We start from the raw sequence: 24769 nt of genomic DNA, 5'->3' as shown, positions 1-24769 counted from the left end.
ATACCAACGAGTGGGAACAGAGAAAGAAGCAATGTCAAAATCTGAACCACGCAAAACCAAGGCAAAGGGACTGGATCGCGCGTTTGCAATCCTGGATCACCTCTGCCAGGTGGGGAGGCCGCAACGGCCGATTGATATTGCTGAAGGCATGGGCGCACCAAAATCGACTGTCTACGATCTGGTTGCCCTGCTTGTCTCGACCAATGTTCTGGAGAAAGTCGACAAACAAGGACGGGTTTTTCTTGGGCCGAAGCTCAATTTCTGGAGCACCAATTATAATCGGCATTTTGATTTGAGTGGCATTGCCCAGCCTATTCTGGAAAGCATTACAGAAGAAACGCGAGAGACGTCACAGCTCTGTACGCTGGATGGCGACAAATATTATGTTGCCATGATGAATGAGGGGAACCGGCCTTTCCGCATCAGCGCCAATGTCGGCGAGCGAACGCCTATTCCCTGGACGGCGTCCGGTCGGTTGCTGCTGTCGCATTTGAGCGATGAGCAAATTCTCGATCTCATTCCGGAAGACGATTTTGATTTGCCCGATGGGTCGCGTCTGGACCCAAAGGACTTTATCGACAGTATCCGATCGGCGAGCGAGGCTGCCTTCTTTGATTTCGACAGTGTGGCAGATACCTTCACCCACTGTTTTGCTGCACCGGTCATCGGCGCAGACGGTATTTGCAAACATACCCTTTGCATCATCGCACCCAAGGACGATGCCATCGAGAATTATCAGACCTATCGCAAGGTTCTGGTTGATGCGGCAGCGAAGCTGTCTCGAAGGCTGGCCAATGACAGCTCGGTGGCCGCGGAATAGTCCAGATATTTTCGTATCCCTATTTGAGGAGAGAAAGGCAGGCCTGACTTTGGCGTTGCTTATTGCGCGCGAATGTTACAAGCAGATTGAGGGAAAGTGAACGTTGTTGCTGTCAAGGTGCGATGGTCCATCCCTTTCAACAGAGGCATTCTGGAGCTTGGCAAATATATGAAACTTCTGCATACGGCGGACTGGCATTTGGGCAAGAGCTTTCGCGGCCTGTCCCTGCTGGAGGATCAGCGCTTCATTCTCGATCAGATTTTGGATGCTGCGAAGAGCCATGAGGTGGATGTCCTGATCCTTGCTGGTGATGTTTATGACAAGCCATCGCCACCGGAAGGGGCTGTCTCATTGTTTCGGCATTTTCTGGAGCGCTTTTATGCCGAGACAGACGCTGCCTTTGTAGCAATTGCTGGCAATCATGATTCCGGTCATCGTCTGGGTGTGTTCGAAAAACTCCTTGATCCCAAGCGCATTCTCATTCGTGGCCCCTTACAGGCAGAAGAGCCTGCCTTGATCTTAGAGGATGAGCATGGGTCGGTGGCATTTTCCGCTGTGCCTTATGGTGAGATCTATGCTGCAAGACGGGTGTTTGAAGATGAGAGCATCCAGACACCGGAAGATGTGTTGCGGGCAGAATTGGAAGCAGCTCGAAAGGCCGTGCCGCAGGGCGCGCGCTGGGTGGTGAGCGCCCACGCCTTTGTCACTGGTGGGTTGCCAAGTGACAGCGAGCGGCCTCTTGCTGTGGGCCGGGTCGAGACGGTCTCCAACAATCTGTTTGATGGGGCGGCCTATGTGGCGCTTGGCCACTTGCACCGGTCGCAACAGGTGGGAAGCGAGACCATTCGATATAGCGGCTCGCCTTTGGTGTTTGATTTCGATGAGGCGGGTAGTCAGAAATCCTGCATGATTGTTGATCTGGATTCCGACGGTGTCAGCCATATGGAGCAGATCGATCTTCATCCTGTTCGCAAGGTGCGAGAGGTGCGAGGATTGCTGGCGGACTTGCTGATCGAGGCAGAAAAAGAGCCAAGCGAGGATTATCTCCGTGCGGTTCTGCTGGATGAGGGGGCGCTGGTGGATCCGGTCAGCCAGCTTCGGCCTTTCTATCCCAATGTGATGCAGGTTCAGCGTGAGAAAAAACAAGACATGGTGCTTGGCAAGGCCGGGCGTGCAACCTCCAAGCTCAGCGATCCATCTGCCGTGATCAGCGAGTTTGTCGAGTTCGTGCGCGGCGAGGCCGTCAGTGATGGTGAGGACGGGGTGATCCATTCCTTGCTCGGTGAGCCTGTTCGGGAGGATGTGTGATGCGGCCCATTCGTTTGACATTGCAAGCCTTTGGCCCTTATGCGGGCTGTGAAGTGGTGGATTTTCGCAATGTGCTGGATGCCGGTGTCTTTGGCATTTATGGGCCGACTGGCGCGGGCAAGACCTCCATTTTCGATGGTATTTCCTTTGCGTTATTTGGCGTCTCCTCTGGTGACGAACGCGCGCCGGAAGACATGCTCTCGCACTATGCGGATCCATCCGTTCTAACCAAGGTGGAGCTGGTCTTTGACTTGGGGGAAAAGCGTTATGTGGTGCGACGCATTCCAAAGCAGCAGCGCTCGGCCAGTCGCGGTAACAATCTGGCGGTTCAGCATCATGAGGCTTATCTCTTTGACGCAACCGGTCTGACGTTGGAAGACTTTAGCGACGATTTTGCAGGCGAGATTGTGGCCGAGAAAAAGGTCTCGGTCGTGGATAATCATATCAAGGATCTGCTTGGTTATGATGCTGCACAATTCCGCCAGATCGTATTGCTGCCGCAAGGCGAGTTTCGCCAGATCCTGACGGCGAAGTCGGATGATCGGGCGGTGATCCTGAAGCGTTTGTTTGATGTTTCTTCCTATGAGCGGATCATGCATCAGGCGCGCGAGAAGGCTGCGGTCAAACGCCGTGAAATTCAGGATCAACGCCTCATTCGCGATAACAAACTGATTGATACAGGATGTGAAACGCTCGCTGAGTTCCTGTCCCAGATTGAAGGCCAGGAAACAGCTTTGGCCGCGCTGGCAGCAAAGTTGCCGGAGATGGAAAAGGATCTGGAAAGCAGTCAGCAAGCTCTGATCGAAGCGCAGATGCTGTCTCAGAAATTCAAGGATCTTGCCAGCGCCCGCGAGGAACAGGAAAAGCTGGCGGAAGCGGCAGAACAGATCAGCCTTTATCAGGACCGACTGGTGCGAGCGAAACAAGCGCAGAGTGTTGTCACATCAGAGAGCCTTTTCAAGCAGGCACAAGATCAGGTGCAGCAGGCCATTCGGCGTGAAGTTCAAGCAAAGCAAGCTCTGGAGCAGGCGAATGCGCGCCATATTGCCGCCAGTCAGCATCTGAAAGAGCAGGAAGCAAATAAACCGCAACGCGATGCCGCACTTGAGACAGTGCGGGAATTTGAGCGCTGGGCCACTCTGATTGAAAAGGCTCAGCCCTTGCGTGAGAAGGGACGGCAGACACAAAGGCAGCTGGAAAAAGCCCGTCTCGATCAGCAACGAATGGAAGGTTCGGTTCAGACGCAAAAAACCGCCCTTGCGGATTTGCGTTTGCTGCAAAAAGAGCAACCTGCGCATGCCAAGGCTTTGTTCGAGAGTGAAAAGACGCTTGGTGCTTTGGAAACAGAGCTGAAAGCTGCCCGCGACTTTGAGACAGCATCGCGATCCGTTGCAGCAGCTTCCAAAGATGTCGAACAGTTCAAGCAGCGTCATACGATCGCTGAACAAAAGCTGATGGCAACGCAACAGGTCTTTGCTGATGCGGAGAAAGAGCTGACGGATAGTCAGATCCTGCATGTCGCGCATAAGCTGGAAGATGGACAGCCGTGCCCGGTCTGTGGATCGGCTGAGCATCCAAATCCTGCCAAGGGCGACCCGGAGCGATTGGGACGGCATGACCATTTTGCTGAAGCCGAACAGGCACGGGATGAAGCCGCGAAGCTGGAACGTGCGGCTGCAACGGATCTGAACCGAGCGTTGGCGAAGCTGGAAGAGCGGCAGGCAGCATTGGATGTCATGGCGAAGCCAGAGCGGGTTGAAAGTGAGATCGTCAAAGCTCTGAATGATGCCAAGTCAGAACAAATGCGACTGACAGCGGATCGACGCTTTGCTGATCTGGAAGCTCGTCTTGGCAAGGCCGAGGCTGAGTTATCAGATGCCGAGCAAGCTTTGGAACGCGCAAAGGTGAGCGTTGGCGAATTGGAGATTGCCCAATCCAATGCAGTGACTGAACTGAAGACAGTGATGCAGGATGTGCCAGCAGATTGGCATGATGCACAGCGACTGGCGCAAGAACTTTCCCGGCATCGTGATCACGCGCAACGTCTGGAAGGTGAATGGCAAAAGGCAATTGAGGTCGAGAAGCAAACAGCTGTTGCCTTGGCATCCGCGCAGCAAGCGCAGGCCGGTTTGCAAGGTGACATCGAACGCTTGCAGGAAGAAAAAGACAAAGCCGAGCAAGAGCTGGAACGGGTGCTGATAGAAGCAGATATGGATCTGGAAAGCTATCAGGCGGCCAAACCGGATATCGCTCATATGCAAAAGCTCGAAAGCAAAATTCAGGGCTATGAGCAGGCAAAGGCTGCCAATAAGGATCGACAGGATCGGCTGATTGTCGAGATTGGTGAAGCTCTGCCACCGGATCTTGAGGCGCTTGGGATCCAAAAACAAGCCAGCATGACGGCTCTGAATGCTGCCCGCGAAGAACAGGCTCGTCAGGGAAGCGAACTGATGCAAAAGCAAAAGCGCCTGAAGGATTTGCAGGATCTGAATGCAAAGATTGCTGATCTGGAAGAGATCTACAAACCGCTGGGCGAGATTGCTGATCTGGTCAATGGCAATAATGATGTGAAGATCCGACTGCCGGACTTTGCTGTGGCGGCTATGCTGGATGAAGTCTTGATGGCAGCGAATTTACGTCTCGGGCCGATGACCGGTGGGCGTTATCAGCTCCATCGCCCGGAAGAGCGCACAGGCGGACGCGGCAAGCGCGGGCTTGATATCGTGGTCTTTGATGGCAATACCCAGATTTCCCGTCCAACCAAGAGCTTGTCTGGTGGTGAGGGCTTTCAGGCTTCCCTTGCTTTGGCGCTCGGGCTTTCTGATGTGGTGGAGCAGAATAGCGGAGGTATCAAGCTGGATGCCATCTTTATTGACGAAGGCTTTGGCAGTCTGGATGAAGAGACATTGGATACTGCGCTTGATAGCCTGTGCTCCCTGTCTGGCGAAAAGCGGGCGGTAGGATTGATTTCACATACTGAACAGGTGAAAGCCCTGATTACGGCTGGATTTGATATCGAAAAAACGCCGAATGGATCACATATTCGCGAGAGAGCCATCTAATGGGCATTAGGGCCTAATCCGCTTCTTCCTCTCCTTCGTAACAAGAGGAAAGGAAGAGACATGGCAGAGCATTATCAAACTATCTGGATTATCGGCGCCAGCTCCGGCATCGGAGCGGCGTTGGCGCGTCATTATGCCAAGAGCGGGCACAAGGTCATTGTATCCGCTCGTCGGGCAGGCCCGTTGCAGGCAATGGCAGAGGAATATTCCAATCTGTCGGCTTTGCCGCTGGATGTGGAGAAATCAGCAGAAATTGAAGCGGCTGTTGCGAACTTGCAAGAAGAGAGGTCTGTTCCAGATCTGGTTCTTTACTGCGCGGCCGTTTATGAGCCGGGTGGACTGGATGTGACCAACTACCACCAGGCTTCGAGCCATATGCAGGTCAATTATCTTGGCTTCGTTGGTGTCCTGGATGCCATCACACCAGTTTTCAAACAAGCCGGTCGCGGGCATCTGTCGGTTGTTGCCTCGCTCAGCGGTTATCGCGGACTTCCCAATGCTGCGCTTTATGGGCCGACCAAAGCTGCCCTGATCAATCTTTGTGAGACGATTAAACCGGAATTCGATGCAATGGGTCTGCAAATCAGTGTCATCAATCCCGGCTTTGTGAAAACGCCCATGACAGACAAGAACAGCTTTTCCATGCCATTTCTGATAACATCGGAGCAGGCAGCCGAAATTATTGCTTCGCGCCTGAACCGGTCAGCATTTGAGATTGCTTTTCCTCTGCCCATGGTGTTGATCTTGAAGATCTTGCGTCTGTTGCCTTATCGGCTGTATTTCTGGCTGAGCAGGAGGATGATTTCATGAACCTGTCCTATGAAGAACGCTGCAAGAGAACGGCAGAAGCCTATGCGCATTTCTTTGAATCCTTGCGCGCAGACACTATCGAAGAAGTGCGGGATTTGGTGAGCCCGCAGGTGCATTTTGTTGACCCGTTCAATGACGTGGTTGGGTGGGACAAGATGGTGCAGGTGTTTGAGAGGATGTTCGCCGATGTCGAGCAGCCCGAATTCACCATTCTCGATCAGATCTGGTCGAATGATCTGTGCTTCTTGCGCTGGGATTTCTCCTGCAAACAAAAGCAACTCGGCTATTGGTCTGTGAGAGGCATGAGTGAGCTGCATTTCGATGCTGAAGGGCTGGTCAGCGCTCATTATGATTATTGGGATTCAGGCAGAAACTTCTATGCCAAGCTACCTCTGATCGGCGGTCTGATACGTTTCATCATGTCCCGCGCGAGTATTTAGAACTCTTAGGATCTGGTTTAAAGTCCCGAGCCAAGCCCTCTCCCCCTCCCAAACCACCCGTCATGGTACCCTCTTGGTACTTTCAGGGGCGGTTGAGAGGGGAGAGGGCTGGGCATGCAGCCGACAGCGCGTTCCCGAAAAGTTGCAGACTTTTCGGATAAGAACTCGCCCCTCAAAGTCTCATTCAGAGACTTTTAAACCGGGCATTTACCCATCCATGGGTTTTTGAATGACATAGAAACCCACATCCAGGCTCTCTTCTGCAAAGCCTGCTTCACAATAGCAAAGATAGTAGGTCCATAGGCGCTTGAAACGTTCATCAAAACCAAGCTGTTTGATGGCTGACCAATTCTTCAGAAAATCCTTGCGCCATTGCTGCAGGGTCAACTCATAATCCTTGCCGAAATATTCTTCCTTTTCCAGCCTCAGACCCTGGCTAGCGATCTGTTCCTTCATGGCTTTGGGGCAGGGCAGGAAACCGCCAGGAAAGACATAGCGCTGAATGAAATCGACATTGTAGCGATAGAAGTCGAAATGCTCATCCTTGATGACGATAACCTGAATGACAGCGCGTGCGCCGGGCTTCAGGCTTTCCTTGATCTGCTTGAAATAGGTCGGCCAATTGGCTTCGCCCACGGCTTCCAGCATCTCTACCGAAACGATGGCGTCATAGTTGCCCTTGATATCGCGATAATCGGTAAGGCTCAGCTTGGCCAGATGGTCCAGATTTTGTTCTCTCAGCTGGCTCTGAGCATAATGTAGCTGCTCTTTGGATAGAGTGACGCCATCCAGCTGATGACCACGCTTGGCCGCTGTTGCTGCCATCGCACCCCAGCCACAGCCAATCTCGAGGATTTTGCCATTGTCAGGCACCTGAGCAAGATCGAGAATGTGCTCATATTTGCGCTCCTGTGCTTCAATCAGCTCCGTCTTGCTGCAATTTTGCATCTGATAGGCGCTGGAATAGCTCATGCTCTCATCAAGCCAAAACTCGTAGAAATCATTGCCTAGATCATAATGATCGCTGATGTTGCGACGACTACCCTTTTTGCTGTTGGCGCGCCTTGCATGATAGAGCCGCGCCAAAAGAGCAGTCCATTTGTCCTTGCTGACAAGGTCCAGTAGTTCAGAGCGGTTGCGCTGAAAGAGCTTGAACAGAGCTGTCAGGTCTGCACAATGCCAATGACCTTGCAGATAGCTTTCGGCCAAGGCCAAGGGATGGGCTGAAAACAAAGCACTCAGCACTTTATGGGACGTAATCGAAATATGAAGGCTGCTGGCTTGAGCTGAGCCAAAGCTCAAAAGCTCACCGCCCGGCAGGGCAATGGTCAGATGCCCATGTTGCACGGAGTCAAAGCAACGTTTCAGCAAGGCGGCGAGCAGCTTGTCTTTCCAATAAGGCAGGCTCAAGGAGGAGCTGTTTGTGTCTGTATGAGGAGACGGGGTTTGCTCTTGAATTGTCATTTTCCGTCTCCTTTTGTGTGCGTGCTAAAGGCAGTATTTTCAAATGCTGGTGTGACCGGACGGTCTGGCCGTTTTGGTTTTTTATGAAAAGGTGCGCCCTTCCACCAAAGCTTCAATGCTTCCCAATGGATTGCACCAAGGATTTTCCAACCACCTTGGCAATATTGGGCGGCAAGGAACAGAAGCTTCCAGCCGGTGAGGGGGATCTGCTTGCCGGTGAAAATGGCAGTCAGGCGCGGAGTATTTTGATGGGACTGGCGAATGGTGATCGCGAAGCGCTCATCAGGCAAAGTGATATCGAAATCATATCGTCCCTCCATCGACATGAAGGGAGAGACATGGAAGCGCTTTTCGCAGCCATGTTGCCAGTGGTTCTCTCGTTCAGATCCAGGCTCACTCAAACGCACAGCATAATGATGGCGCTCTTTGAAGGTGTTGCGTACCTGATAGAGAATGGCGATAGGTTGGTCGTCCTCATCATAACAAATGAAGATGGTCAGAGGATTGAAGGCTTTGCCCAGAAACCGGGGATAAGCCAGCATATCGATGCGTGCCGGTGCCGGATCATAGGGTGTGAGCGCTTCTCCCTGAACCAGCATGTCATGAACGAAGACGGGAAGGCTGTCATAGCCTTTTTCCATATGATCCTTGTCATGCAGGCTGAAGAGATTGAAGCCGTTATGCGAGAAGAATGGCAGACGCTTGCTTGCTTCCTTTGATTGGCTCAAGGTCAGGCACAACGTAAAGACCTGATAGGTCAGGCGATGGTCCAGGTCGCCATGTCGTTGGTGCATGACCTTTCCAGCGTAGCAGCGAAGAGGGGGATGGCTCATTGCGCTGCCTCGCTTTGGATTTTGTTCCAGCTTGGCGGGAAATGCATGCGAGAAGATGGGTTGTCCAAACTCCATGGCCGGGTGACATCCCCTAGGCGCTCGGCAACGGCAAGACCGGCCTGCAAACCGTCTTCATGGAAACCATGACCAAGATAGGCACCGCAATACCAGGTGCGGTTCTGGCCTTGCAGGCTCCATAGATCGCGCTGGGCCTGCATTGCTTGTGCATCAAAAACCGGATGGGAATAAAGGTAAGTGCGCAGGATATCACCTTGATTGGGCTGCTGAATGGGATTGAGCGTCACAAAGATATCTTCATCTGTGGGCAGGTCCTGCAACCGGTTCATCCAGTAACTGACGCAAAGCTTGCTGGCATCCTCGTCTTCCTTCTTGAGATAGTTCCATGCTGCCCAGGCTTTTTTCCGTTTTGGCATGAGGCTTTTGTCTCGATGCAGGATAGCGACATTATTCTGATAGCGGATATTGGCGAGAATATCTTTCTCTCGTTGATCCATTGAATTGGGATGGGTCTTGAGCAATCGCAGGGCCTGATCGGAATGACAAGCCAGAACCACATGGTCATAGTTACGGCTCTCTCCATCGCGAAAATGCAGGGTGACGCCACTGGGGGTGCGTTCCATGAGTTCGATCTTGCTGTTTAATGTGATCGAGCCCGAAATCCGCTTGGCCAACTGATTGACATATTGTCTGGAGCCATCTTTTACCGTGCGCCATTTCGGGCGGTTCTTGATTTGCAAAAGGCCGTGATTGTCGCAAAAGCGAATGAAAGAGGTGAAGGGGAATTTCAGCATCTTTTCTGCTGGCATGGACCAGATGGCCGCACCCATGGGCAGCAGGTGATCCTTGATGAAGCTTCGGCCGTATTTCTTCTCACGCATATATGCGCCCAATGTCAGTGAATTGTTCTTTGGGTCAGCTGCATCAATGCGGGCCTCAGCATAGAAGCGGCGAATGTCCATCAGCATACGGAGAAAGGAAGGACGGAACAGATTGGAGCTTTGCGCAAATAGAGATGCCAGGTTGGAGCCCGCATATTCGTGTTCACCACCATTGATTGAAACCGAGAAGGACATGTCGGTGGCGTAGGATGCGATATTGAGGTGATCAAAGAGAGCAATCAGGTTTGGATAGGTTACTTCGTTATAGACAATGAAACCGGTATCAACGGAGATAGACTGGCCATTGATCATCATATCTTGTGTATTGGCATGCCCGCCCAGCCGGTCATCTTTTTCAAAAAGATCAACTTTGTGCTTTTTTGAAAGTAGCCAGGCTGCGCTCAAGCCAGAAATACCTGATCCGATGACGGCGATATGCATGAATTCGTCCTTAGATAGTGTTTCTACTTTCTATGGTGCAGAAATTTAAATGGATCACCTTTTTTACAATTCATTTTTTTTGGTGATCCAATTCAAAATGTAAACCGTAAGAGCATGTAACAGAGTTTACAGGGTGTACAATCCAATGGGAAACATGCAGCTTATAGTTGGGACATCTGAAAAGGGGCGTGATTTGGCGACCAAGGATCTCAACAGGCTGCTTCAAATTGTGGGGCAGGACCATTGCCGTGCCAGTTTCCGTACGCTCTTCGAGCATTTTGCTCCGCGGCTCAAATCCTTTTTCTTGAAGGTCGGGACGAACGAGGAAACTGCTGAAGAGTTGATACAGGAAACTTTTGTGCAGGTTTGGCGCAAGGCTCATCTTTATGATGCGAAAAAGGCTGCTGCCTCGACATGGATTTTCACCATTGCAAGAAATAGACGGATCGACCGGTTCCGCTCTGAAAAGAGCTTTGTCTATCGTGACGATCAGTATTTTGCCGATACGCTGACTTGTGAAGCTCAGCAGGCGGATGATGTCTATCAGGGAGAAATGGAAGAGCGTGTGAAGCATGCCATTGGCTTGCTTTCTGCCAATCAGGCAGAGATCATTCGTCTTTCCTTCTTCCAGGAAGCCAGCCATCGGGAGATTGCAGCAAAGCTGTCGCTTCCTCTTGGTACCGTGAAATCGCGCCTGCGTTTGGCGTTCAAGCATTTGAGGACTATTTTGAGGGAGATGGCACCATGATCAATCACCATCTCAGTGATGAAATGATTTTGGCCTATGCAGCGGGTTCGCTGCCGGTTGGTCAGGCCATGCTTGCACGCTGTCATCTGGATATGTGTCCCCATTGCCAGCAGAGATTGTTCCAGGCCCAAATGGTGGGTGGGGCTTTGCTGGATGACATGGAAGAGACAGTTGTTGCGAGCTCTGGCTTTGATCAGCTTATGGCGGAGTTGGATGATCCGGATCAGGATGCACCAATCCAGTTTGAGGACCGCGCGCCAGTTACCAAAACATCACTGATCGATAATTCTGTTCCTTCTGTTCTCACCGAGGTCATGGGCCATGGACTGGATGAGGTGAAATGGAAACTGGTCGGACCAGGCATTCGTCAGTTCGTTCTCCCTATTGAGAGCCCTGAAGGTGAGAAAGTTCGTCTTCTCAAACTCTCTCCTGGTTTCGTGACGCCTCAGCATAGCCACCATGGCTGTGAGATGACCTTGGTCTTGCGCGGTTCATTTTCGGATGAATCCGGTCGCTACAAGGTTGGCGATATTCAGGAAGCCGATGATGATATCGATCATCAGCCGGTGGCAGATACCGAGGAAGATTGTATCTGCCTGACGGTGACCGATGCTCCATTGGAATTCAAGAATGTCATGACCCGGCTCTTGCAGCCGATTGTCGGAATTTAAGCATCTTGCAAGCGGGCCTATCTGGCCCGCTTTCGTCTGACTTTTCTCCAAGATTTATGGCCCACAACTCTGCGGAAGTGCTGAAAAATAGTCTTCTATTGCTCGCATTTAATACGACTGAGAAAGGGTTTTGGATCATGCAAAATATCGTGATATCAAATACTTAATTAATTTGATCCAAATGTACTTTGGCACGTAACAGTTTCTGTAAACGCATTTGAGAGCGGGTGGCTTTCACATTCGCCAGAAACTGGAGAAAGATCATGAAAAAGTTTGTAATGGGTTCCGTAGTGGCTATGACTGTTGCACTGGCTAGCTTTGGCGCATCTGCAAAGAATATCGTTGAAATGGCTGCCGAAGCGGGTTCCTTCAATACCCTTATTGCTGCTGCCAAGGCTGCGGGCCTTGCTGATGCATTGGCGACCAGTGAAAATCTTACCGTCTTTGCGCCAACCGATGAGGCTTTTGCCAAGCTTCCCGCAGGGACAGTTGAAACCCTTCTCAAGCCTGAAAACAAAGATCAGCTGGTTGCCATCCTCAGCTATCATGTGGTGCCACGCAAGCTTACATCCGATATGCTGCCAGGTCGAAAGATTGCTGTGCGTACCATCAAGCCGACCAAAGATCGCACCCTGTCGGTCAAGAAAAGTCATGGCAGGGTTTCTGTCGATAACGCCAGCGTCGTAAAAGCTGATATCATGGCATCAAATGGTGTGATTCATGTGATTGATGAAGTGGTTTTACCATCAAAATAAGTCTGATCATTTGCCATATAAGCAAGGACAAGAGGAGCGTTGCTCCTCTTTTTTTGCGCGAATTTCTCCAGTTGGAGGAAATCTCCACTTCTTTTCATGATTACTACTTGTGTTTGTATATTTTGGATATTAGTGACCATTGATATTCAATTTTACCGGTTTGAGAACTTCAAGGCATAGGTGGGCATGATCTTGAGACGATTTGGTAGGGTGATCCGAATTGAAGTATTCATACGGATCGCATTTTATTGGCTTTCAGCCATCGTGATTTTTTCTTCTTCTTTAGCGCAAAATGCTTATGCGAATGAGGGTTTGGATCTGGTTCGCTCGACAGTAGTGCCACGTATTGCTTTGGTACGCTTTGTCTCGCGCGGGGATTTTTTTGAAGCCTATCTGGATGGTGTCAAACGACAGGCCAAGGCGCTGGGTGTCGAGTTGATCGAGATGGGGGCGAGGCAGGATCCCTTGGTGCAGGCTGAAATGGTGGAACAAGCCATTGCCATGGGGGTTGAGGGCATTATCGTTCAGCATGGGCGCGAGGACACCTTGATCGAAGTATCGAAAAAAGCCGTTGAAACCGGCATTCCGATTGTTGCGTTCGATGTTGATGTCAAAAATGAAAATGTACCGCAGATCGAGCAATCGGATGCTGAGATCGTCTCACTTCTGACCGAGCAAATGCTCAAGGATAACGGAGATCGTTTTAACGCTGCCTATATCTATTTCCCCGGGCCGACACCGCTTGATCGACGTGATGCGGTTTGGCAGGCCTTCAAGAAAAAACAACCTGGTGTGCAAGAACTTGCAACTTTTGGCACCATGGACCAACCTATACCCCGCTTCACTGCCAATCAGGCACGAGCCGTCTTGACGGTTCATTCTGATGTGGACGTGATTTTTGCTCCTTATGATGATTTTGCACTTGGGGCGAAAAGTGCTGTTCAGGAGGCGGACCTGTCTGAGCAGATCAAGATCTACTCAGCTGATATTACCGATCGAGATATAAAGGAAATGCGTGAGCCTGGATCACCTTGGGTCGCAACCGCGGCAAGTAATCCCTACCTATTGGGGGAAGTCAGCGTGCGCTCCGTAGCCATGTTGATGGCGGGGGAAGATCCGGGTCGCAAGATTGTTGTTCAGCCTCGGCTGATCACAAGAGGTCTGCTTAACAGCATGAATATCACTTCATTGAAGGACTTGGCTCGGCGGATGCCGGAATTTGCTGATCAGGATATCGCCAAGCCGGACTGGATGCCTGTGCCGGAACGCTAGCTCTGGTTTTAGCTGCTGGTGCGGTCCTGCCCCAATCGCCGATCCATGCTGATAGATTTGACGATGGCATAAAGCGCACTGCCGGTCTTGAGCTCCAAACGTTCCCAGGATTTCTTTGTGATGCGCGCCAGCAGTTTGATGCCTGCGCATTGCAATTGGACTTCGACCGAATGATTGGGATGCTCTCGATAGTCTGTGATGATGACAGGCAAGATATTATTGGCGCTGATGGCCTGTGGCTCTTCCGTTGCCAATAACACATCGCGAGCGCGGATGCGCAGGCGGACCGGGTCACCGGGATTGCCTGGTAATTGAGAAGCCCAGAGGGTGCCGCCATCGAATTGCACTTTGCTCATGCCATTGTCGATATCATGCGAGAGGATGGTGGCGACAAAGGCGGTGCCTGCTTCAAAGCGCCCGGTGAGCGGGAACAGATCCAGACGGTTCATCACATTATGGACTGGGCCCTTTGCTGCCAATTTGCCTTCGCTGATCAGCAGCATTTCGTCCGCAAGGCGCGCGACTTCAGATATGGAATGGCTGATATAGAGGATCGGGATGTTACTCTCATCCCGAAGGCGTTCCAGATGCGGCAGGATTTCGTGCTTTCGGCCCTGATCCAGCGCCGCCATCGGTTCATCCAGCAGCAGTAGCGACGGGTTGGAGAGAAGGGCTCGGCCCAATGCCACTCGCTGCTTTTCTCCTCCGGACAAGCGTCCAGGATGACGATCCAGCAAATGGCCGATATCAAGTAGATCAATCAGGTGATCGATCTCTTGCTTGCCTGGCGGCTGCTGGCAGCGCTTGGCACCAAAGAGCAAATTCTTCTTGATGGTCAGATGCGGGAAGAGGCGAGAATCCTGGAACATATACGCAATGTTGCGCTTATGGGTTGGGCGATTGATCTTGGCAGATGATGAGAAAAGCGTCTCGCCGTTCAGTTGCACTTGGCCTTCTTGCGGAGTGATCAGTCCGGCAATGGCATTGATGGTGAGGGACTTGCCAGCACCTGATGGGCCAAAGAGCGCCGTGAGGCCCTTGGTGGGCAGATCAAAAGCCAGATCCAGTTTGAATTGCTTCATCTGGTGGTTGAGTTGAACGGATAAACTCATTGGCTCATCCTCGCTTTGACATGGCGTGCAGCAAGTTCGGACAAGAGCAATCCGATGAATGCAAGAGCGATGGCCAAGGTAACAAGGCGAGCGGCAGCGGCCTCGCCACCCGGTGTTTGCAAGGCGGAATAGATGGCCAGCGGCAGGGTGCGTGTCTCGCCGGGAATGTTCGAGACAAAGGTGATGATGGCGCCAAATTCCCCAAGGCTGGCGGCAAAAGCAGTGATGGCTCCGGCCAGAATTCCCGGAAGGGCCAAAGGCAGGGTGATATTGACGAAGCGATCGATTGGTCCCGCACCCAGTGTTTTGGCGGCATCAATCAATCCCGGATCCATACTTTCCATGGCAAGGCGAATGGAGCGCACCTGAAAAGGAAAGGTGATGATGGCAGCGGCAAGGGCCGCGCCAGTCCAGCTGAAAACAAAACGAAGGCCAAATGTCTCATTCAACCATGCGCCCAAGGGTGCGCGGGTGCCAAAGGTGACCAGTAGCAAATAGCCCATGACGACGGGAGGCAGGATCAGTGGCAGATGAACAATGCCGTCCAACAATGCTTTCCCCGGGAAAGCGGGGCGTGCCAAGAGGCTTGCGGTCAGCAGAGCAAAGGGCAGGGCAGAGCAGACGGCAATGGTGGAAATCTTGAAGCTCAAGAGAAGCGCTTCCATTTCCGCTGCGGTGATCCAGTCAAACATTCCGCGTTCTTTCTGCCTGTCTTTGAGAGCCCAACTTCTTCCTTATGGCGCATCCGACAAGAGAAAGCCATGCTTGGTGAAGATTTCCCGGCCCTCTTGGGAGTTCAGGAATTCAAAGAAGGATTTGGCTTCCTCGCTATGCTCAGATCCGGTCAGCGCCATGGCATATCGGATGGGTACGATGTCTTTGTCAAAGCGATAGAGAATATCGAGCCTCTCGGACAACAAAGCATCAGTGCCATAAAGAATACCAAGGGGTGTTTCGCCTTGTTCGATCAGGGCAAGAGCGGCGCGGGCATTATCCGTGCGGGCAATGTGGTGCATGAGGGGCGACCATAGGCCGGTTTTCTCTAGCGTGGCTTTGCCATAAAGGCCGAGGGGCACATGATCGGGATCTCCCATGGCCAGTTTGCCATGCTCACCCAGTAGCTTCATGAGATCGACCTGAAGCAGTTCACTTAGAGGCTGTCTGTTCAGATGTTTGGGAGCAACCAGCACCAATTGATTGGAAAGGGCGCGGCTTTGCCATTCCTTGGAGACTAGATTTTGTTCCTGCAGATAATCCATCCATCTGATATTGGCCGAGAAGAAGAGATCTGCAGGGGCTCCGGCTTCTATCTGGCGGGCAAGGGATGAAGACGAGGCAAGGGAGAGGTGGATCTTTGTGCCTGTTTTTTCTTCAAACGCTTCGCTTGCTTCGGTCAATGCCGAGGACAAGCTGGCGGCTGCAAAGATGGTCAGATTGCCCGCTTGCGCAAGTGGGGCGAACAACATGCAAAATAGAAGGGTCAGGACCGCAAGGTCGGGTCGTCTGAAATGTGTGACTGGCATTCTGGTTCCTTGCAAATGGCATGACTTCGGAGCCGAGAATAGGGGGCTTGCTGTTATCTGGCTATAGAGCATTTAACGATCTTGTGTCTTGGCTGCGATCAAGTCCTGGTGCAATGTGGAAAAACACTCTTTCCCTTGAGGCTAGAGATCTTTGTCCTTCAATTGGTTAGGATCGAGCCAACATGTTTTCGAATGAATGAGGCGATAAATGGGAGCTTACATACAGATCGGTCGTTTGAAGGTTGATGAGACTTTCAGGGCATTTGTTGAAGAGCGTTTGATTGATGGCTTGCCCGTGAGCGCCGAACAGGTCTGGCTTGGCTTGGATGCTCTGGCTCATGATCTGGTGGGTGAGAATCGGGCCTTGTTGGCCGAGCGTGATGCCTTGCAGACCAAACTGGATGGCTGGCACAAGGCTCATCCCGGACCGATTGCCGATATGGCTGGCTATCAGAATTTCCTGCGTGAGATCGGTTATCTGGAGCCAGAGGTCGAGGATTTTAGCGTCAAGACGTCCAATGTGGATGCCGAGATTGCGTCCATTGCCGGGGCGCAGCTTGTGGTGCCGGTGATGAATGCTCGCTATGCTCTGAATGCAGCCAATGCGCGCTGGGGTTCGCTCTATGATGCGCTATATGGCACTGATGCCATCTCGGAAGATGATGGTGCGGAGCGAGCAGGTGGTTACAATCCAGTACGTGGCACCAAGGTGATTGCCTGGGGTCGGAATTTCCTCGACAAGGCTGTGCCGCTTGCAGAAGGTTCGCATCATGATGTGACTGACTATTGTGTGCGCGATGGTGCCTTGATCATGCATTTTGGTGAGAAACAGGTGCCATTGGCTGATCCCTCTGCTTTTGTCGGCTTCTGCGGCAATGAGAAGGATCCGAAGAAAATTCTTCTCAAGCATAATGGTTTGCATATCGAATTGATCATCAATGCAGATCACCCGGTAGGCAGCACGGATAAAGCGCGTGTTGCCGATATCGTGCTGGAATCTGCCATGTCGACCATCATGGATTGCGAAGATTCGGTGGCGGCGGTGGATGCCGAGGACAAGATCCTTGCCTATTCCAACTGGCTTGGTCTGATGAAGGGCGATTTGAGTGAGCAAGTCGTCAAAGGCAGCCAAACCATTGAACGTGTGCTGAACCAGGATCGCCTCTATGCCGGGCCTGCTGGTGGCAGCATAAGCCTGCCGGGCCGCTCATTGATGCTGGTGCGCAATGTCGGGCATCTGATGACCAACCCGACCATTCTGCTCTCTGACGGATCCGAGATCCCGGAAGGTATGATGGATGCGGTCTTTACCTCTCTTGCGGCGATGCATGATCTGGCGCGTGAAGGTGTCAATTCCAATAGCCGTGCGGGATCGGTCTATATCGTGAAGCCGAAGATGCATGGCTCCAAGGAAGTGGCCTTTGCCTCCAAGCTGTTTGCTCGTGTCGAGACCATGCTGGGTATGCATCCTTACACCCTGAAAATGGGCATCATGGATGAAGAGCGCCGGACTTCAGCCAACCTCAAGAATTGCATTCATGCAGCCAAGGATCGGGTTGTCTTCATCAATACCGGTTTCCTGGATCGCACCGGTGATGAAATGCATACTGCCATGCAGGCGGGCGCGATGATCCCGAAAGGTGAGATGAAAGCCACCTCCTGGATCAATGCCTATGAAAACCGCAATGTCGAGATTGGCCTTGCCTGTGGTCTGTCCGGAAAGGCGCAGATCGGTAAGGGCATGTGGGCCATGCCGGACAAGATGGTGGATATGCTGGATCAGAAAATCGGCCATCCGAAATCTGGTGCCAATACCGCTTGGGTTCCAAGCCCGACAGCTGCGACGCTGCACGCCACCCATTATCATGAAGTGGATGTGTTTGCGGTTCAGGCCGAGATTGCCAAGCGCGAGCCTGCCAAACTGGATGATCTGCTGACCATTCCAGTAGCACGGGACACCAATTGGCCGGATGATTTGTTACAGCGCGAGCTGGACAATAATGCCCAGGGCATTCTTGGCTATGTGGTGCGTTGGGTGGATCAGGGCGTTGGTTGCTCCAAGGTGCCTGATATCAACAATATTGGCCTGATGGAAGACCGCGCGACCTTGCGTATCTCGTCCCAGCATATGGCCAATTGGCTGGCGCATGGCATCGTCACCAAAGAGCGTGTGACGGAAACCCTGGAACGGATGGCCTCTGTCGTGGATGGTCAGAATGCTGGCGACGCTGCCTATCAGCCGATGGCTGGCAATTTTGATGGTTCCATTGCCTTCCAGGCTGCTTGCAATCTCGTCTTTGACGGATTGGTGCAGCCATCTGGTTATACCGAGCCGATCTTGCATAAACGTCGTCTGGAAGTGAAGGCACAAGCCTGATCATGGCTTGCTGTTTAGCAAATGCGAATGATTTGAGGGAAAAGGGCGTTGAATATGACGCCCTTTTTCTTTGTAGTTTTCGCAAGTGCAGCATGCTTTTTCTTTGGTGGTGGTGATGTCATGCGCTACTCTCGCTTGATCAATAATACAAGACACTAATTGAGGAGAAAATCCATGGATGTACGGGCAGCCGTGGCTTACAAAGCGGGCGATCCATTGGTGATCGAGACTGTGCAACTGGACGGACCACGGGATGGCGAAGTTCTGGTTGAGATCATGGCAACTGGCGTTTGCCATACTGATGCCTTCACCCTGTCAGGAGATGATCCGGAAGGCCTGTTCCCGGCTATTTTGGGCCATGAGGGCGCGGGTATCGTACGGGCTGTCGGCAAGGGTGTGACGTCTGTGAAGGAAGGTGATCATGTGATCCCGCTTTACACACCGGAATGCCGTGAGTGCGATTATTGTCTGCATCCAAAAACCAATCTGTGTCAGGCTATTCGCGAGACGCAAGGTCAGGGCCTGATGCCGGATGGCACCAGCCGTTTCTCCATCAATGGTGAGAAGATCCATCATTATATGGGTACGTCCACCTTCTCCAACTTCACCGTTCTGCCTGAAATTGCTGTGGCGAAAATCCGTGAAGATGCCCCGTTTGACAAGGTTTGCTATATTGGCTGTGGCGTGACCACTGGCATTGGTGCCGTGATCCATACTGCAGGCGTTGAAATTGGCTCCAATGTGGTCGTCTTTGGTCTTGGTGGTATTGGTCTGAATGTGATCCAAGGCGCACGCCTTGCTGGTGCGAACAAGATTGTCGGCGTTGATATCAACCCGAACAAGCGTGCTCTGGCAGAGGCCTATGGCATGACCCACTTTGTCAATCCGAAGGAAGTGGAAGGTGATCTGGTACCATATCTGGTCAGCCTGACTGATGGCGGTGCTGACTATTCCTTTGATGCGACCGGCAACGTGAATGTGATGCGCGATGCGCTGGAATGCTGCCACAAGGGCTGGGGCGAGAGCATCATCATTGGTGTTGCCGGTGCCGGGCAGGAAATTTCCACCCGTCCATTCCAGTTGGTGACTGGGCGTAGCTGGCGCGGTACTGCCTTTGGTGGCGCCCGTGGCCGGACCGATGTGCCAAAGATCGTTGACTGGTATATGGATGGCAAGATCGATATCGATCAGATGATTACACATGTCATGCCGTTGGATGAGATCAACAATGCCTTTGATCTGATGCATGAAGGCAAATCCATCCGCTCGGTCATCACCTTCTGATCAAGGGATCTGATCTCACTTCGAAATTAAAAAGGAGGAAAGCGCTTGTTTTCCTCCTTTTCTCTTTTGGTTTCGGCTAATTTACAAGAGGATGAGTAGCTCGAAACTATGCTTGTGAGTTACGAGAGGATCGCCACGGCGATGATCGTTGTATTCATTTTGAGTTGAGCAAGGCTTTCATTGGACCTGCTATCGCCTTATGGCCTAGCGGGGAGATGAAAGTATCAACAACCAAGGGTGGTGGATTGGCCGTCAGCCTTATCTTTGGTATGTGACAGGCATGAGCGAGGTATAATTTTTCGTTTTTTGCCGTTCAGGGATTGATCTTTGCTCCCAAGAGTCCGACACTTCTGCAAAAGAAATAAGAGTTTATGCTTTTGAGACTGGAAACTACGGGGTGTGATGATGCTTTTTCTCGATGCGGTGCGTCATTTTTTCTCTAAAACAACTTCTGCTGTTCTCGGCGTTGCCGTCGGTGCTGCGGTGCTTGTCGGCGGTGTGAGCTTTGAAGCGAAAGCAGCGGACGATACACCGTTCTTTACCGGTGTATGGGAGTTGAATGACGGTAACAATCTTCGTCCCCTGGTCATGAGTGACTGGTTGATTTTTGATGGCAAGATGCCTCGGATCTGGCTTTATAAGCGTCAGGGTTCGGTTCCCGGCTCCAGCTATCAATTCTATGCGCGCAATGTGGGCGTGAACGGATTGTCAAAAGCGCGGGTCGATGTGGCCATGATCGATGAATATCACATGGCTTATCAATTGTCCGCTGATGGTGCCATCCTTGAAAAAGGCACAGCGCGTCGTCTTTCCGTTCCCAATGCAGATGGCTCCTGTCTGGCGGTTGATACCAATATGAAGGATCTGCAGGGACGCTGGCAGGTTGTGGGTTCTGGCAAGCGCAAGGAAATGATTTCCCTGTCCGATACGTCTCTGACTTTTGACAAGCAGAAAATAGCGGTTCAGACTCGTCTGCTGCGTACAGGCCAGATTGCGATCATGGCCAATGGCGCTCCTTACGCCATGCTGACGGATGCGGGTGGTGATTATGCTGTTCTGCAGATTTTGCAACAAGGGACGCCCGCTTTTACGGGTGGACCGATTGGGCATCTGCTGTCTTTCTCCAAGGAAGTGGTGGTGCGTCGTCCCAATGGTCGCTGTGATGCCGCCATTGCAAAGCGCTTGAAATTCATGGGTAAGCCGGTGAAACGCAAGTAGGCGAAATCCGAAAACTGACGGCACAACAACAAAACTGTCATGGTATGGCAGTCATTCTTCTGTTAGATAAAGGAGCGATGTTCAGCCAGAGCATTGCTCTTTTGCCATGGTCCATAATTCTGACCTGGTTTTTCACTAGAGCAGATCTGCGATTTCTGAAACGCAAGATTTGCTTTCACTCTTTTTGTGAAGCGGGTTCTTGTTCGAAAAGTCTGCAGCTTTTCGGAAACGCGTTGTAAAATTTACAGGATCCATCTCGCTCTGTGAAAGCCGGGATGATTCGAGGAGGGGCAATGGAACTGATTTCCAAGGTAAAATCATTTGGTGGTGAGCAACGGGTTTATCGCCATGCGTCCAAATCAACCGGAACTGACATGGATTTTGCTGTCTTCTTGCCCCGTGAAGCTTTGGATGGCTATGCCTGTTCTTCACTGATCTATCTGTCTGGCCTGACCTGTACATGGGAAAATGTCATGACGAAAGGCTTTCCGCAGCAACATGCGGCCGAGCATGGGATGATCTTTGTCGCACCGGATACCAGCCCGCGCGGTGAGGCGGTTGCCAATGATGAGGCTTATGATCTGGGACAAGGTGCTGGTTTTTATCTCAATGCCACCCAAAATCCATGGAAATCCAATTTCCAGATGGAAAGCTATATTGCGGAAGAATTGCCAGAGCTGTTGATTGACAGCCTGCCATTGGATGAAGACGCCATTGGTTTGACCGGTCATTCCATGGGTGGCCATGGCGCGCTGACTTTGGCGATGAAGAACCCCGATCTCTTCCAGTCGGTCTCCGCTTTTGCACCAATCGTCAATCCGATGGATTGCCCTTGGGGTCAGAAGGCGTTCAAGAATTATCTCGGAGATGATGAAGCCACTTATGCTGCTTATGACGCCTGTGCGCTGGTTGCCTCTGAAGGTTGGGAGAAGGATATCCTGATCGATCAGGGCATGGCTGATAACTTCCTTGAAGAGCAGCTGAAGCCTTGGGCTTTTGATGCCGCTTGCCGTAAGGCGGGTATTGATCTGACCTTGCGTCTGCAAGGCGGCTATGATCATTCCTATTATTTCATCTCCACCTTCCTTGCAGATCATGTGGCATGGCATGCAGCGCGTCTGGATTAAGATCGCATTATCTGGATGAACGGATGAGGGGAGTGCCTGGCGCTCCCTTTTTCATTTTGTCCAAAATTGCGCAAAACCCGTTCTGGAATCGCGGCATATTGCGGTTTTATGAAAAAAGGACTTTCCACTTTGGTCTAGAATCAGGCAGACAACAAACTCGATCCAAACAAAAATTTCATGATGGATCGGCCCTGTACCCTTACTTGGATTGGGTGGCTGATCCAGTTGGGAGACATAAAATGTCCGAAGATCACTCTTCGGCTGACATGGGGGTCGGTCGTCAAATTCTGCTCGGGGCGCAAATGTTGTTTGTGGCCTTCGGTGCTTTGGTTCTCGTTCCAATTCTTACCGGTCTTGATCCATCTGTGGCGTTGTTCACCGCAGGTGCCGGTACGCTGGTGTTCCAGTTTGTCACCAAGCGTCAGGTTCCGGTTTTCCTCGCTTCTTCCTTTGCCTTCATCGCGCCGATCATTTTCGGTGTGAAAACCTGGGGCGTTGCTGCCACCATGTCCGGTCTGTTCGCAGCCGGTCTGGTCTATGTGGCCTTGTCGCTTCTGGTGCGCGTCAAAGGGCAGGGCATCATTGATCGCATCCTGCCACCGGTTGTTGTTGGCCCGGTGATCATGGTGATCGGTCTGTCGCTGGCGCCTGTTGCCGTGAATATGGCACAAGGCAAAACCGGCGATGGTGCAGCACAATTGGTGCCGCTTGATCAGGCCGTGATTGTGGCTCTGGTGTCCATTGTTGCGACCATTCTGGTGTCCTTGCTGGGTAAGGGGCTGTTCAAGTTGTTGCCAATTCTGGTCGGTATTTTGGCTGGTTATGCCACTGCCTTTGCCTTCGGCATGGTCAATCTGGATGCGGTCTCTGCTGCGCCGGTCTTTGCAGTTCCTGCTTTCACCCTGCCAGAATTCAATCTGGAAGCGATCCTGTTCATCTTGCCTGTGGCTATTGCCCCGGCGATTGAGCATATTGGCGATGTTGCAGCGATCTCGAATGTTACCAAGAAGGATTATCTGACCAAGCCAGGTCTCAAAAACACCCTTCTCGGCGATGGTCTGGCAACAAGTCTTGCGGCCTTCTTTGGTGGTCCTCCAAACACCACCTATTCGGAAGTGACCGGTGCTGTGGCGCTGACCAAGGCATTCAACCCTGCCATCATGACATTTGCTGCCATCTGGGCCATCGTTCTGGCGTTCTCAGGCACACTCGGCGCTATCCTAGGCTCCATTCCTGTGCCTGTGATGGGCGGCATCCTGTTCATCCTGTTCGGTGCCATTGCGGTGATTGGTGTTTCCACGCTTCTGCGTGTGGGTGATGCGCTGACCGAGCCACGCAATCTGATCATTGCATCCGTGGTTCTGGTTGTCGGCATTGGCGGCATGGAAGTTGGCTATGGCGACTTCCACATCAAGGGCATTGGTCTCTCTGCTGTGGTTGCGATCTTGCTGAACGCATTCTTGCCTTATCCGAAACCGGATGAAGCTGAATAAGCTTGCTTCAGTCTGAAATGTTTAAAACCCGCTGAGATATCTCAGCGGGTTTTTCATTATATCCCTCACGGCTAATCGTCGCTTTCGCGAAGGCCTCCGGGAGGGCGGGCCATCCTTATCAATACGCTTTTCATCTCGCCTTGGCTCGATGGCGTATCTTGTCGGCCCGGTCACCTATCGGTTCCCGGTGAAAGCGTTAGGCTTTCACCGAATTCTTTTTCCACGAGCGATTGGTGGGGGAAAAGGATCCGCAAAAGAAAATCCTTTCTTTTGCGACGGCCGATAGGCAAGCGCAAAGCGTGCCCTCGCAGGCCCGAGCAAGGCGAGGAATAGCCGCAAGAGATAAAATCCGTGAAGACATATCAAGCCAAAAAAAATCCCGGCAAGGAGGTTCGCCGGGATCAAGAAACTAATCAAGGGGTGGGGTTGTTATATATGCGCCTAGTGTGGGGCAAATGGCTTGCAAAATGTGTGCTTTCTGTCGCAATATTGCGGTCTGTTTCGCACATTGTGTGCGTTAACGTAAGGGAATATGCATGTAATGGAGCTGGATAGCTTTGATTTGCGCTTGCTGGATGCGCTTCAGCAAGACGGAGCCATGACCAATCAGGATTTGTCAGAGCTGGTGCATCTGTCAGCCTCGCAATGCTCACGGCGGCGTAGTCGACTGGAGAAAGAAGGCATCATACGTGGCTATCGGGCATCTTTGGCCCCTGAAAAACTGGGTCTGGAAGTCACCGTTTTCATGAATGTGACCCTCAATACCCATAGCCGGGATACGGCTAGATATTTTCGCAATCTGTTACAGTCGGTTGCTGCCGTGAGAGAAGCCCATGCATTGGTGGGGGATATGGATTATCTGGTCAAACTGGTGGTTAATGATCTCTCCATGCTCTCCGAGATCGTCAATGATATCTTCCTGCCTCACGAAAGTGTGCAGCATGTGCGCACCTCCATCGTTCTGGAAAGTCTGAAAGAAGAAGGGCCTTATAATCTGGCGCATTTGAAAGAGGCTCTGGGCTAGTGTGGTGGAATTGAAATAGGTATCATTTATCGGCAAGTTCATTTGCCTATTTCAATTCCGAAAACCACACTAGAAGCATATATTTGCT

Annotated in this window: 21 protein-coding genes; 15 read left to right on the top strand and 6 right to left on the bottom strand. The window is 51.8% G+C overall.

The features are described from left to right. Positions 1 to 31 precede the first annotated feature (31 nt). The 5 genes from CRO57_RS10450 (at position 32) to CRO57_RS10430 (ending at position 6440) form a co-directional block, all read left to right on the top strand. On the top strand, positions 32 to 820 hold the full coding sequence (locus tag CRO57_RS10450; RefSeq protein ID WP_097153408.1) for an IclR family transcriptional regulator: 789 nt from the start codon (positions 32 to 34) through the stop codon (positions 818 to 820). A 96-nt stretch (positions 821 to 916) separates the two neighbouring features. After that, a complete protein-coding gene (locus tag CRO57_RS10445; protein WP_244580069.1) occupies positions 917 to 2128 on the top strand; it encodes an exonuclease SbcCD subunit D in 1212 nt (403 codons plus the stop codon). Next, positions 2128 to 5190, top strand: coding sequence for an AAA family ATPase (locus CRO57_RS25120; protein ID WP_097153407.1), 3063 nt, complete (start codon positions 2128 to 2130; stop codon positions 5188 to 5190). The genes CRO57_RS10445 and CRO57_RS25120 overlap by 1 nt, the downstream gene beginning before the upstream one ends. Before the next feature lie 60 nt (positions 5191 to 5250). Beyond that, positions 5251 to 6000 carry an SDR family NAD(P)-dependent oxidoreductase gene (locus CRO57_RS10435; RefSeq protein ID WP_097153406.1) on the top strand — a complete coding sequence of 250 codons (750 nt, stop codon included), beginning with the start codon at positions 5251 to 5253 and terminating at the stop codon, positions 5998 to 6000. Further along, a complete protein-coding gene (locus CRO57_RS10430) occupies positions 5997 to 6440 on the top strand; it encodes a nuclear transport factor 2 family protein (RefSeq protein WP_097153405.1) in 444 nt (147 codons plus the stop codon). Before CRO57_RS10435 ends, CRO57_RS10430 begins: the two co-directional genes overlap by 4 nt. Before the next feature lie 207 nt (positions 6441 to 6647). Here the strand turns inward: CRO57_RS10430 and CRO57_RS10425 are convergent, their stop codons facing one another. The 3 genes from CRO57_RS10425 to CRO57_RS10415 are packed head-to-tail and all read right to left on the bottom strand — an operon-like array spanning position 6648 to position 10077. Next, entirely contained in the window at positions 6648 to 7904 is a 1257-nt protein-coding gene (locus tag CRO57_RS10425; protein WP_097153404.1) for an SAM-dependent methyltransferase, read from the bottom strand. Beyond that, positions 7901 to 8737, bottom strand: a complete 837-nt coding sequence (locus CRO57_RS10420) for a DUF1365 domain-containing protein (protein ID WP_280176176.1) — start codon at positions 8735 to 8737, stop codon at positions 7901 to 7903. Before CRO57_RS10420 ends, CRO57_RS10425 begins: the two co-directional genes overlap by 4 nt. Then, entirely contained in the window at positions 8734 to 10077 is a 1344-nt protein-coding gene (locus CRO57_RS10415) for an NAD(P)/FAD-dependent oxidoreductase (RefSeq protein WP_097153402.1), read from the bottom strand. Before CRO57_RS10415 ends, CRO57_RS10420 begins: the two co-directional genes overlap by 4 nt. Positions 10078 to 10231: 154 nt before the next feature. Here CRO57_RS10415 and CRO57_RS10410 point away from each other — a divergent pair, with 154 nt between their 5' ends. From CRO57_RS10410 to CRO57_RS10395, 4 genes are all read left to right on the top strand, one after another. Then, entirely contained in the window at positions 10232 to 10825 is a 594-nt protein-coding gene (locus CRO57_RS10410) for a sigma-70 family RNA polymerase sigma factor (RefSeq protein ID WP_097153401.1), read from the top strand. Further along, positions 10822 to 11496: a ChrR family anti-sigma-E factor gene (locus CRO57_RS10405; protein ID WP_097153400.1), complete on the top strand. Its 675-nt coding sequence runs from the start codon at positions 10822 to 10824 to the stop codon at positions 11494 to 11496. Before CRO57_RS10410 ends, CRO57_RS10405 begins: the two co-directional genes overlap by 4 nt. Positions 11497 to 11774: 278 nt before the next feature. Continuing rightward, positions 11775 to 12251, top strand: coding sequence for a fasciclin domain-containing protein (locus CRO57_RS10400; RefSeq protein WP_425291281.1), 477 nt, complete (start codon positions 11775 to 11777; stop codon positions 12249 to 12251). Positions 12252 to 12437: 186 nt separating this feature from the next. Then, positions 12438 to 13523: a substrate-binding domain-containing protein gene (locus CRO57_RS10395; RefSeq protein ID WP_097153398.1), complete on the top strand. Its 1086-nt coding sequence runs from the start codon at positions 12438 to 12440 to the stop codon at positions 13521 to 13523. Positions 13524 to 13531: 8 nt separating this feature from the next. Here the strand turns inward: CRO57_RS10395 and modC are convergent, their stop codons facing one another. From modC to modA, 3 genes are read right to left on the bottom strand one after another with little or no spacing between them, the layout of a single operon-like run. Beyond that, on the bottom strand, positions 13532 to 14635 hold the full coding sequence (gene modC / locus CRO57_RS10390) for a molybdenum ABC transporter ATP-binding protein (RefSeq protein ID WP_097153397.1): 1104 nt from the start codon (positions 14633 to 14635) through the stop codon (positions 13532 to 13534). Further along, the gene (gene modB, locus CRO57_RS10385) at positions 14632 to 15327 is read right to left on the bottom strand and encodes a molybdate ABC transporter permease subunit (RefSeq protein WP_097153396.1); all 696 of its coding nucleotides are present in this window, start codon (positions 15325 to 15327) and stop codon (positions 14632 to 14634) included. The genes modC and modB overlap by 4 nt, the downstream gene beginning before the upstream one ends. 42 nt (positions 15328 to 15369) lie before the next feature. After that, positions 15370 to 16158 carry a molybdate ABC transporter substrate-binding protein gene (gene modA, locus CRO57_RS10380; protein ID WP_170956039.1) on the bottom strand — a complete coding sequence of 263 codons (789 nt, stop codon included), beginning with the start codon at positions 16156 to 16158 and terminating at the stop codon, positions 15370 to 15372. A 208-nt stretch (positions 16159 to 16366) separates the two neighbouring features. Between modA and CRO57_RS10375 the strand changes: the two genes are divergently transcribed. The 6 genes from CRO57_RS10375 to CRO57_RS10345 all read left to right on the top strand — a co-directional run bounded on the left by CRO57_RS10375 (position 16367) and on the right by CRO57_RS10345 (position 24681). After that, positions 16367 to 18535, top strand: coding sequence for a malate synthase G (locus CRO57_RS10375; RefSeq protein WP_097153394.1), 2169 nt, complete (start codon positions 16367 to 16369; stop codon positions 18533 to 18535). Positions 18536 to 18709: 174 nt separating this feature from the next. Beyond that, on the top strand, positions 18710 to 19819 hold the full coding sequence (locus CRO57_RS10370) for an S-(hydroxymethyl)glutathione dehydrogenase/class III alcohol dehydrogenase (protein WP_097153393.1): 1110 nt from the start codon (positions 18710 to 18712) through the stop codon (positions 19817 to 19819). A 402-nt stretch (positions 19820 to 20221) separates the two neighbouring features. After that, positions 20222 to 21037 (top strand): hypothetical protein, encoded by an 816-nt coding sequence (locus tag CRO57_RS10365; protein WP_097153392.1) that lies wholly within the window; start codon positions 20222 to 20224, stop codon positions 21035 to 21037. A 293-nt stretch (positions 21038 to 21330) separates the two neighbouring features. Continuing rightward, positions 21331 to 22164: an S-formylglutathione hydrolase gene (fghA, locus tag CRO57_RS10355; RefSeq protein ID WP_097153390.1), complete on the top strand. Its 834-nt coding sequence runs from the start codon at positions 21331 to 21333 to the stop codon at positions 22162 to 22164. Positions 22165 to 22403: 239 nt separating this feature from the next. Then, positions 22404 to 23657 (top strand): uracil-xanthine permease family protein, encoded by a 1254-nt coding sequence (locus CRO57_RS10350; RefSeq protein WP_210200838.1) that lies wholly within the window; start codon positions 22404 to 22406, stop codon positions 23655 to 23657. Between the two features lie 532 nt (positions 23658 to 24189). After that, positions 24190 to 24681: an Lrp/AsnC family transcriptional regulator gene (locus tag CRO57_RS10345; RefSeq protein ID WP_210200837.1), complete on the top strand. Its 492-nt coding sequence runs from the start codon at positions 24190 to 24192 to the stop codon at positions 24679 to 24681. Positions 24682 to 24769 lie beyond the last annotated feature (88 nt).

The sequence above is a fragment of the Cohaesibacter gelatinilyticus genome, assembly GCF_900215605.1.
In the GTDB taxonomy this organism is placed as follows: domain Bacteria; phylum Pseudomonadota; class Alphaproteobacteria; order Rhizobiales; family Cohaesibacteraceae; genus Cohaesibacter; species Cohaesibacter gelatinilyticus.
Note: the sequence above shows the minus strand (reverse complement) of the source record. Positions and strands in the feature narration are given on the sequence as shown.

What these genes read in the sequence shown, in the direction of transcription:
- CRO57_RS10450 (WP_097153408.1), top strand. Translation starts at nt 32, where the DNA reads ATGTCAAAATCTGAACCACGCAAAACCAAGGCAAAGGGACTGGATCGC.
- CRO57_RS25120 (WP_097153407.1), top strand. Translation starts at nt 2,128, where the DNA reads ATGCGGCCCATTCGTTTGACATTGCAAGCCTTTGGCCCTTATGCGGGC.
- CRO57_RS10435 (WP_097153406.1), top strand. Translation starts at nt 5,251, where the DNA reads ATGGCAGAGCATTATCAAACTATCTGGATTATCGGCGCCAGCTCCGGC.
- CRO57_RS10430 (WP_097153405.1), top strand. Translation starts at nt 5,997, where the DNA reads ATGAACCTGTCCTATGAAGAACGCTGCAAGAGAACGGCAGAAGCCTAT.
- CRO57_RS10425 (WP_097153404.1), bottom strand. Translation starts at nt 7,904, where the DNA reads ATGACAATTCAAGAGCAAACCCCGTCTCCTCATACAGACACAAACAGC.
- CRO57_RS10420 (WP_280176176.1), bottom strand. Translation starts at nt 8,737, where the DNA reads ATGAGCCATCCCCCTCTTCGCTGCTACGCTGGAAAGGTCATGCACCAA.
- CRO57_RS10415 (WP_097153402.1), bottom strand. Translation starts at nt 10,077, where the DNA reads ATGCATATCGCCGTCATCGGATCAGGTATTTCTGGCTTGAGCGCAGCC.
- CRO57_RS10410 (WP_097153401.1), top strand. Translation starts at nt 10,232, where the DNA reads ATGCAGCTTATAGTTGGGACATCTGAAAAGGGGCGTGATTTGGCGACC.
- CRO57_RS10405 (WP_097153400.1), top strand. Translation starts at nt 10,822, where the DNA reads ATGATCAATCACCATCTCAGTGATGAAATGATTTTGGCCTATGCAGCG.
- CRO57_RS10400 (WP_425291281.1), top strand. Translation starts at nt 11,775, where the DNA reads ATGGGTTCCGTAGTGGCTATGACTGTTGCACTGGCTAGCTTTGGCGCA.
- CRO57_RS10395 (WP_097153398.1), top strand. Translation starts at nt 12,438, where the DNA reads ATGATCTTGAGACGATTTGGTAGGGTGATCCGAATTGAAGTATTCATA.
- modC (WP_097153397.1), bottom strand. Translation starts at nt 14,635, where the DNA reads ATGAGTTTATCCGTTCAACTCAACCACCAGATGAAGCAATTCAAACTG.
- modB (WP_097153396.1), bottom strand. Translation starts at nt 15,327, where the DNA reads ATGTTTGACTGGATCACCGCAGCGGAAATGGAAGCGCTTCTCTTGAGC.
- modA (WP_170956039.1), bottom strand. Translation starts at nt 16,158, where the DNA reads ATGCCAGTCACACATTTCAGACGACCCGACCTTGCGGTCCTGACCCTT.
- CRO57_RS10375 (WP_097153394.1), top strand. Translation starts at nt 16,367, where the DNA reads ATGGGAGCTTACATACAGATCGGTCGTTTGAAGGTTGATGAGACTTTC.
- CRO57_RS10370 (WP_097153393.1), top strand. Translation starts at nt 18,710, where the DNA reads ATGGATGTACGGGCAGCCGTGGCTTACAAAGCGGGCGATCCATTGGTG.
- CRO57_RS10365 (WP_097153392.1), top strand. Translation starts at nt 20,222, where the DNA reads ATGATGCTTTTTCTCGATGCGGTGCGTCATTTTTTCTCTAAAACAACT.
- fghA (WP_097153390.1), top strand. Translation starts at nt 21,331, where the DNA reads ATGGAACTGATTTCCAAGGTAAAATCATTTGGTGGTGAGCAACGGGTT.
- CRO57_RS10350 (WP_210200838.1), top strand. Translation starts at nt 22,404, where the DNA reads ATGTCCGAAGATCACTCTTCGGCTGACATGGGGGTCGGTCGTCAAATT.
- CRO57_RS10345 (WP_210200837.1), top strand. Translation starts at nt 24,190, where the DNA reads ATGCATGTAATGGAGCTGGATAGCTTTGATTTGCGCTTGCTGGATGCG.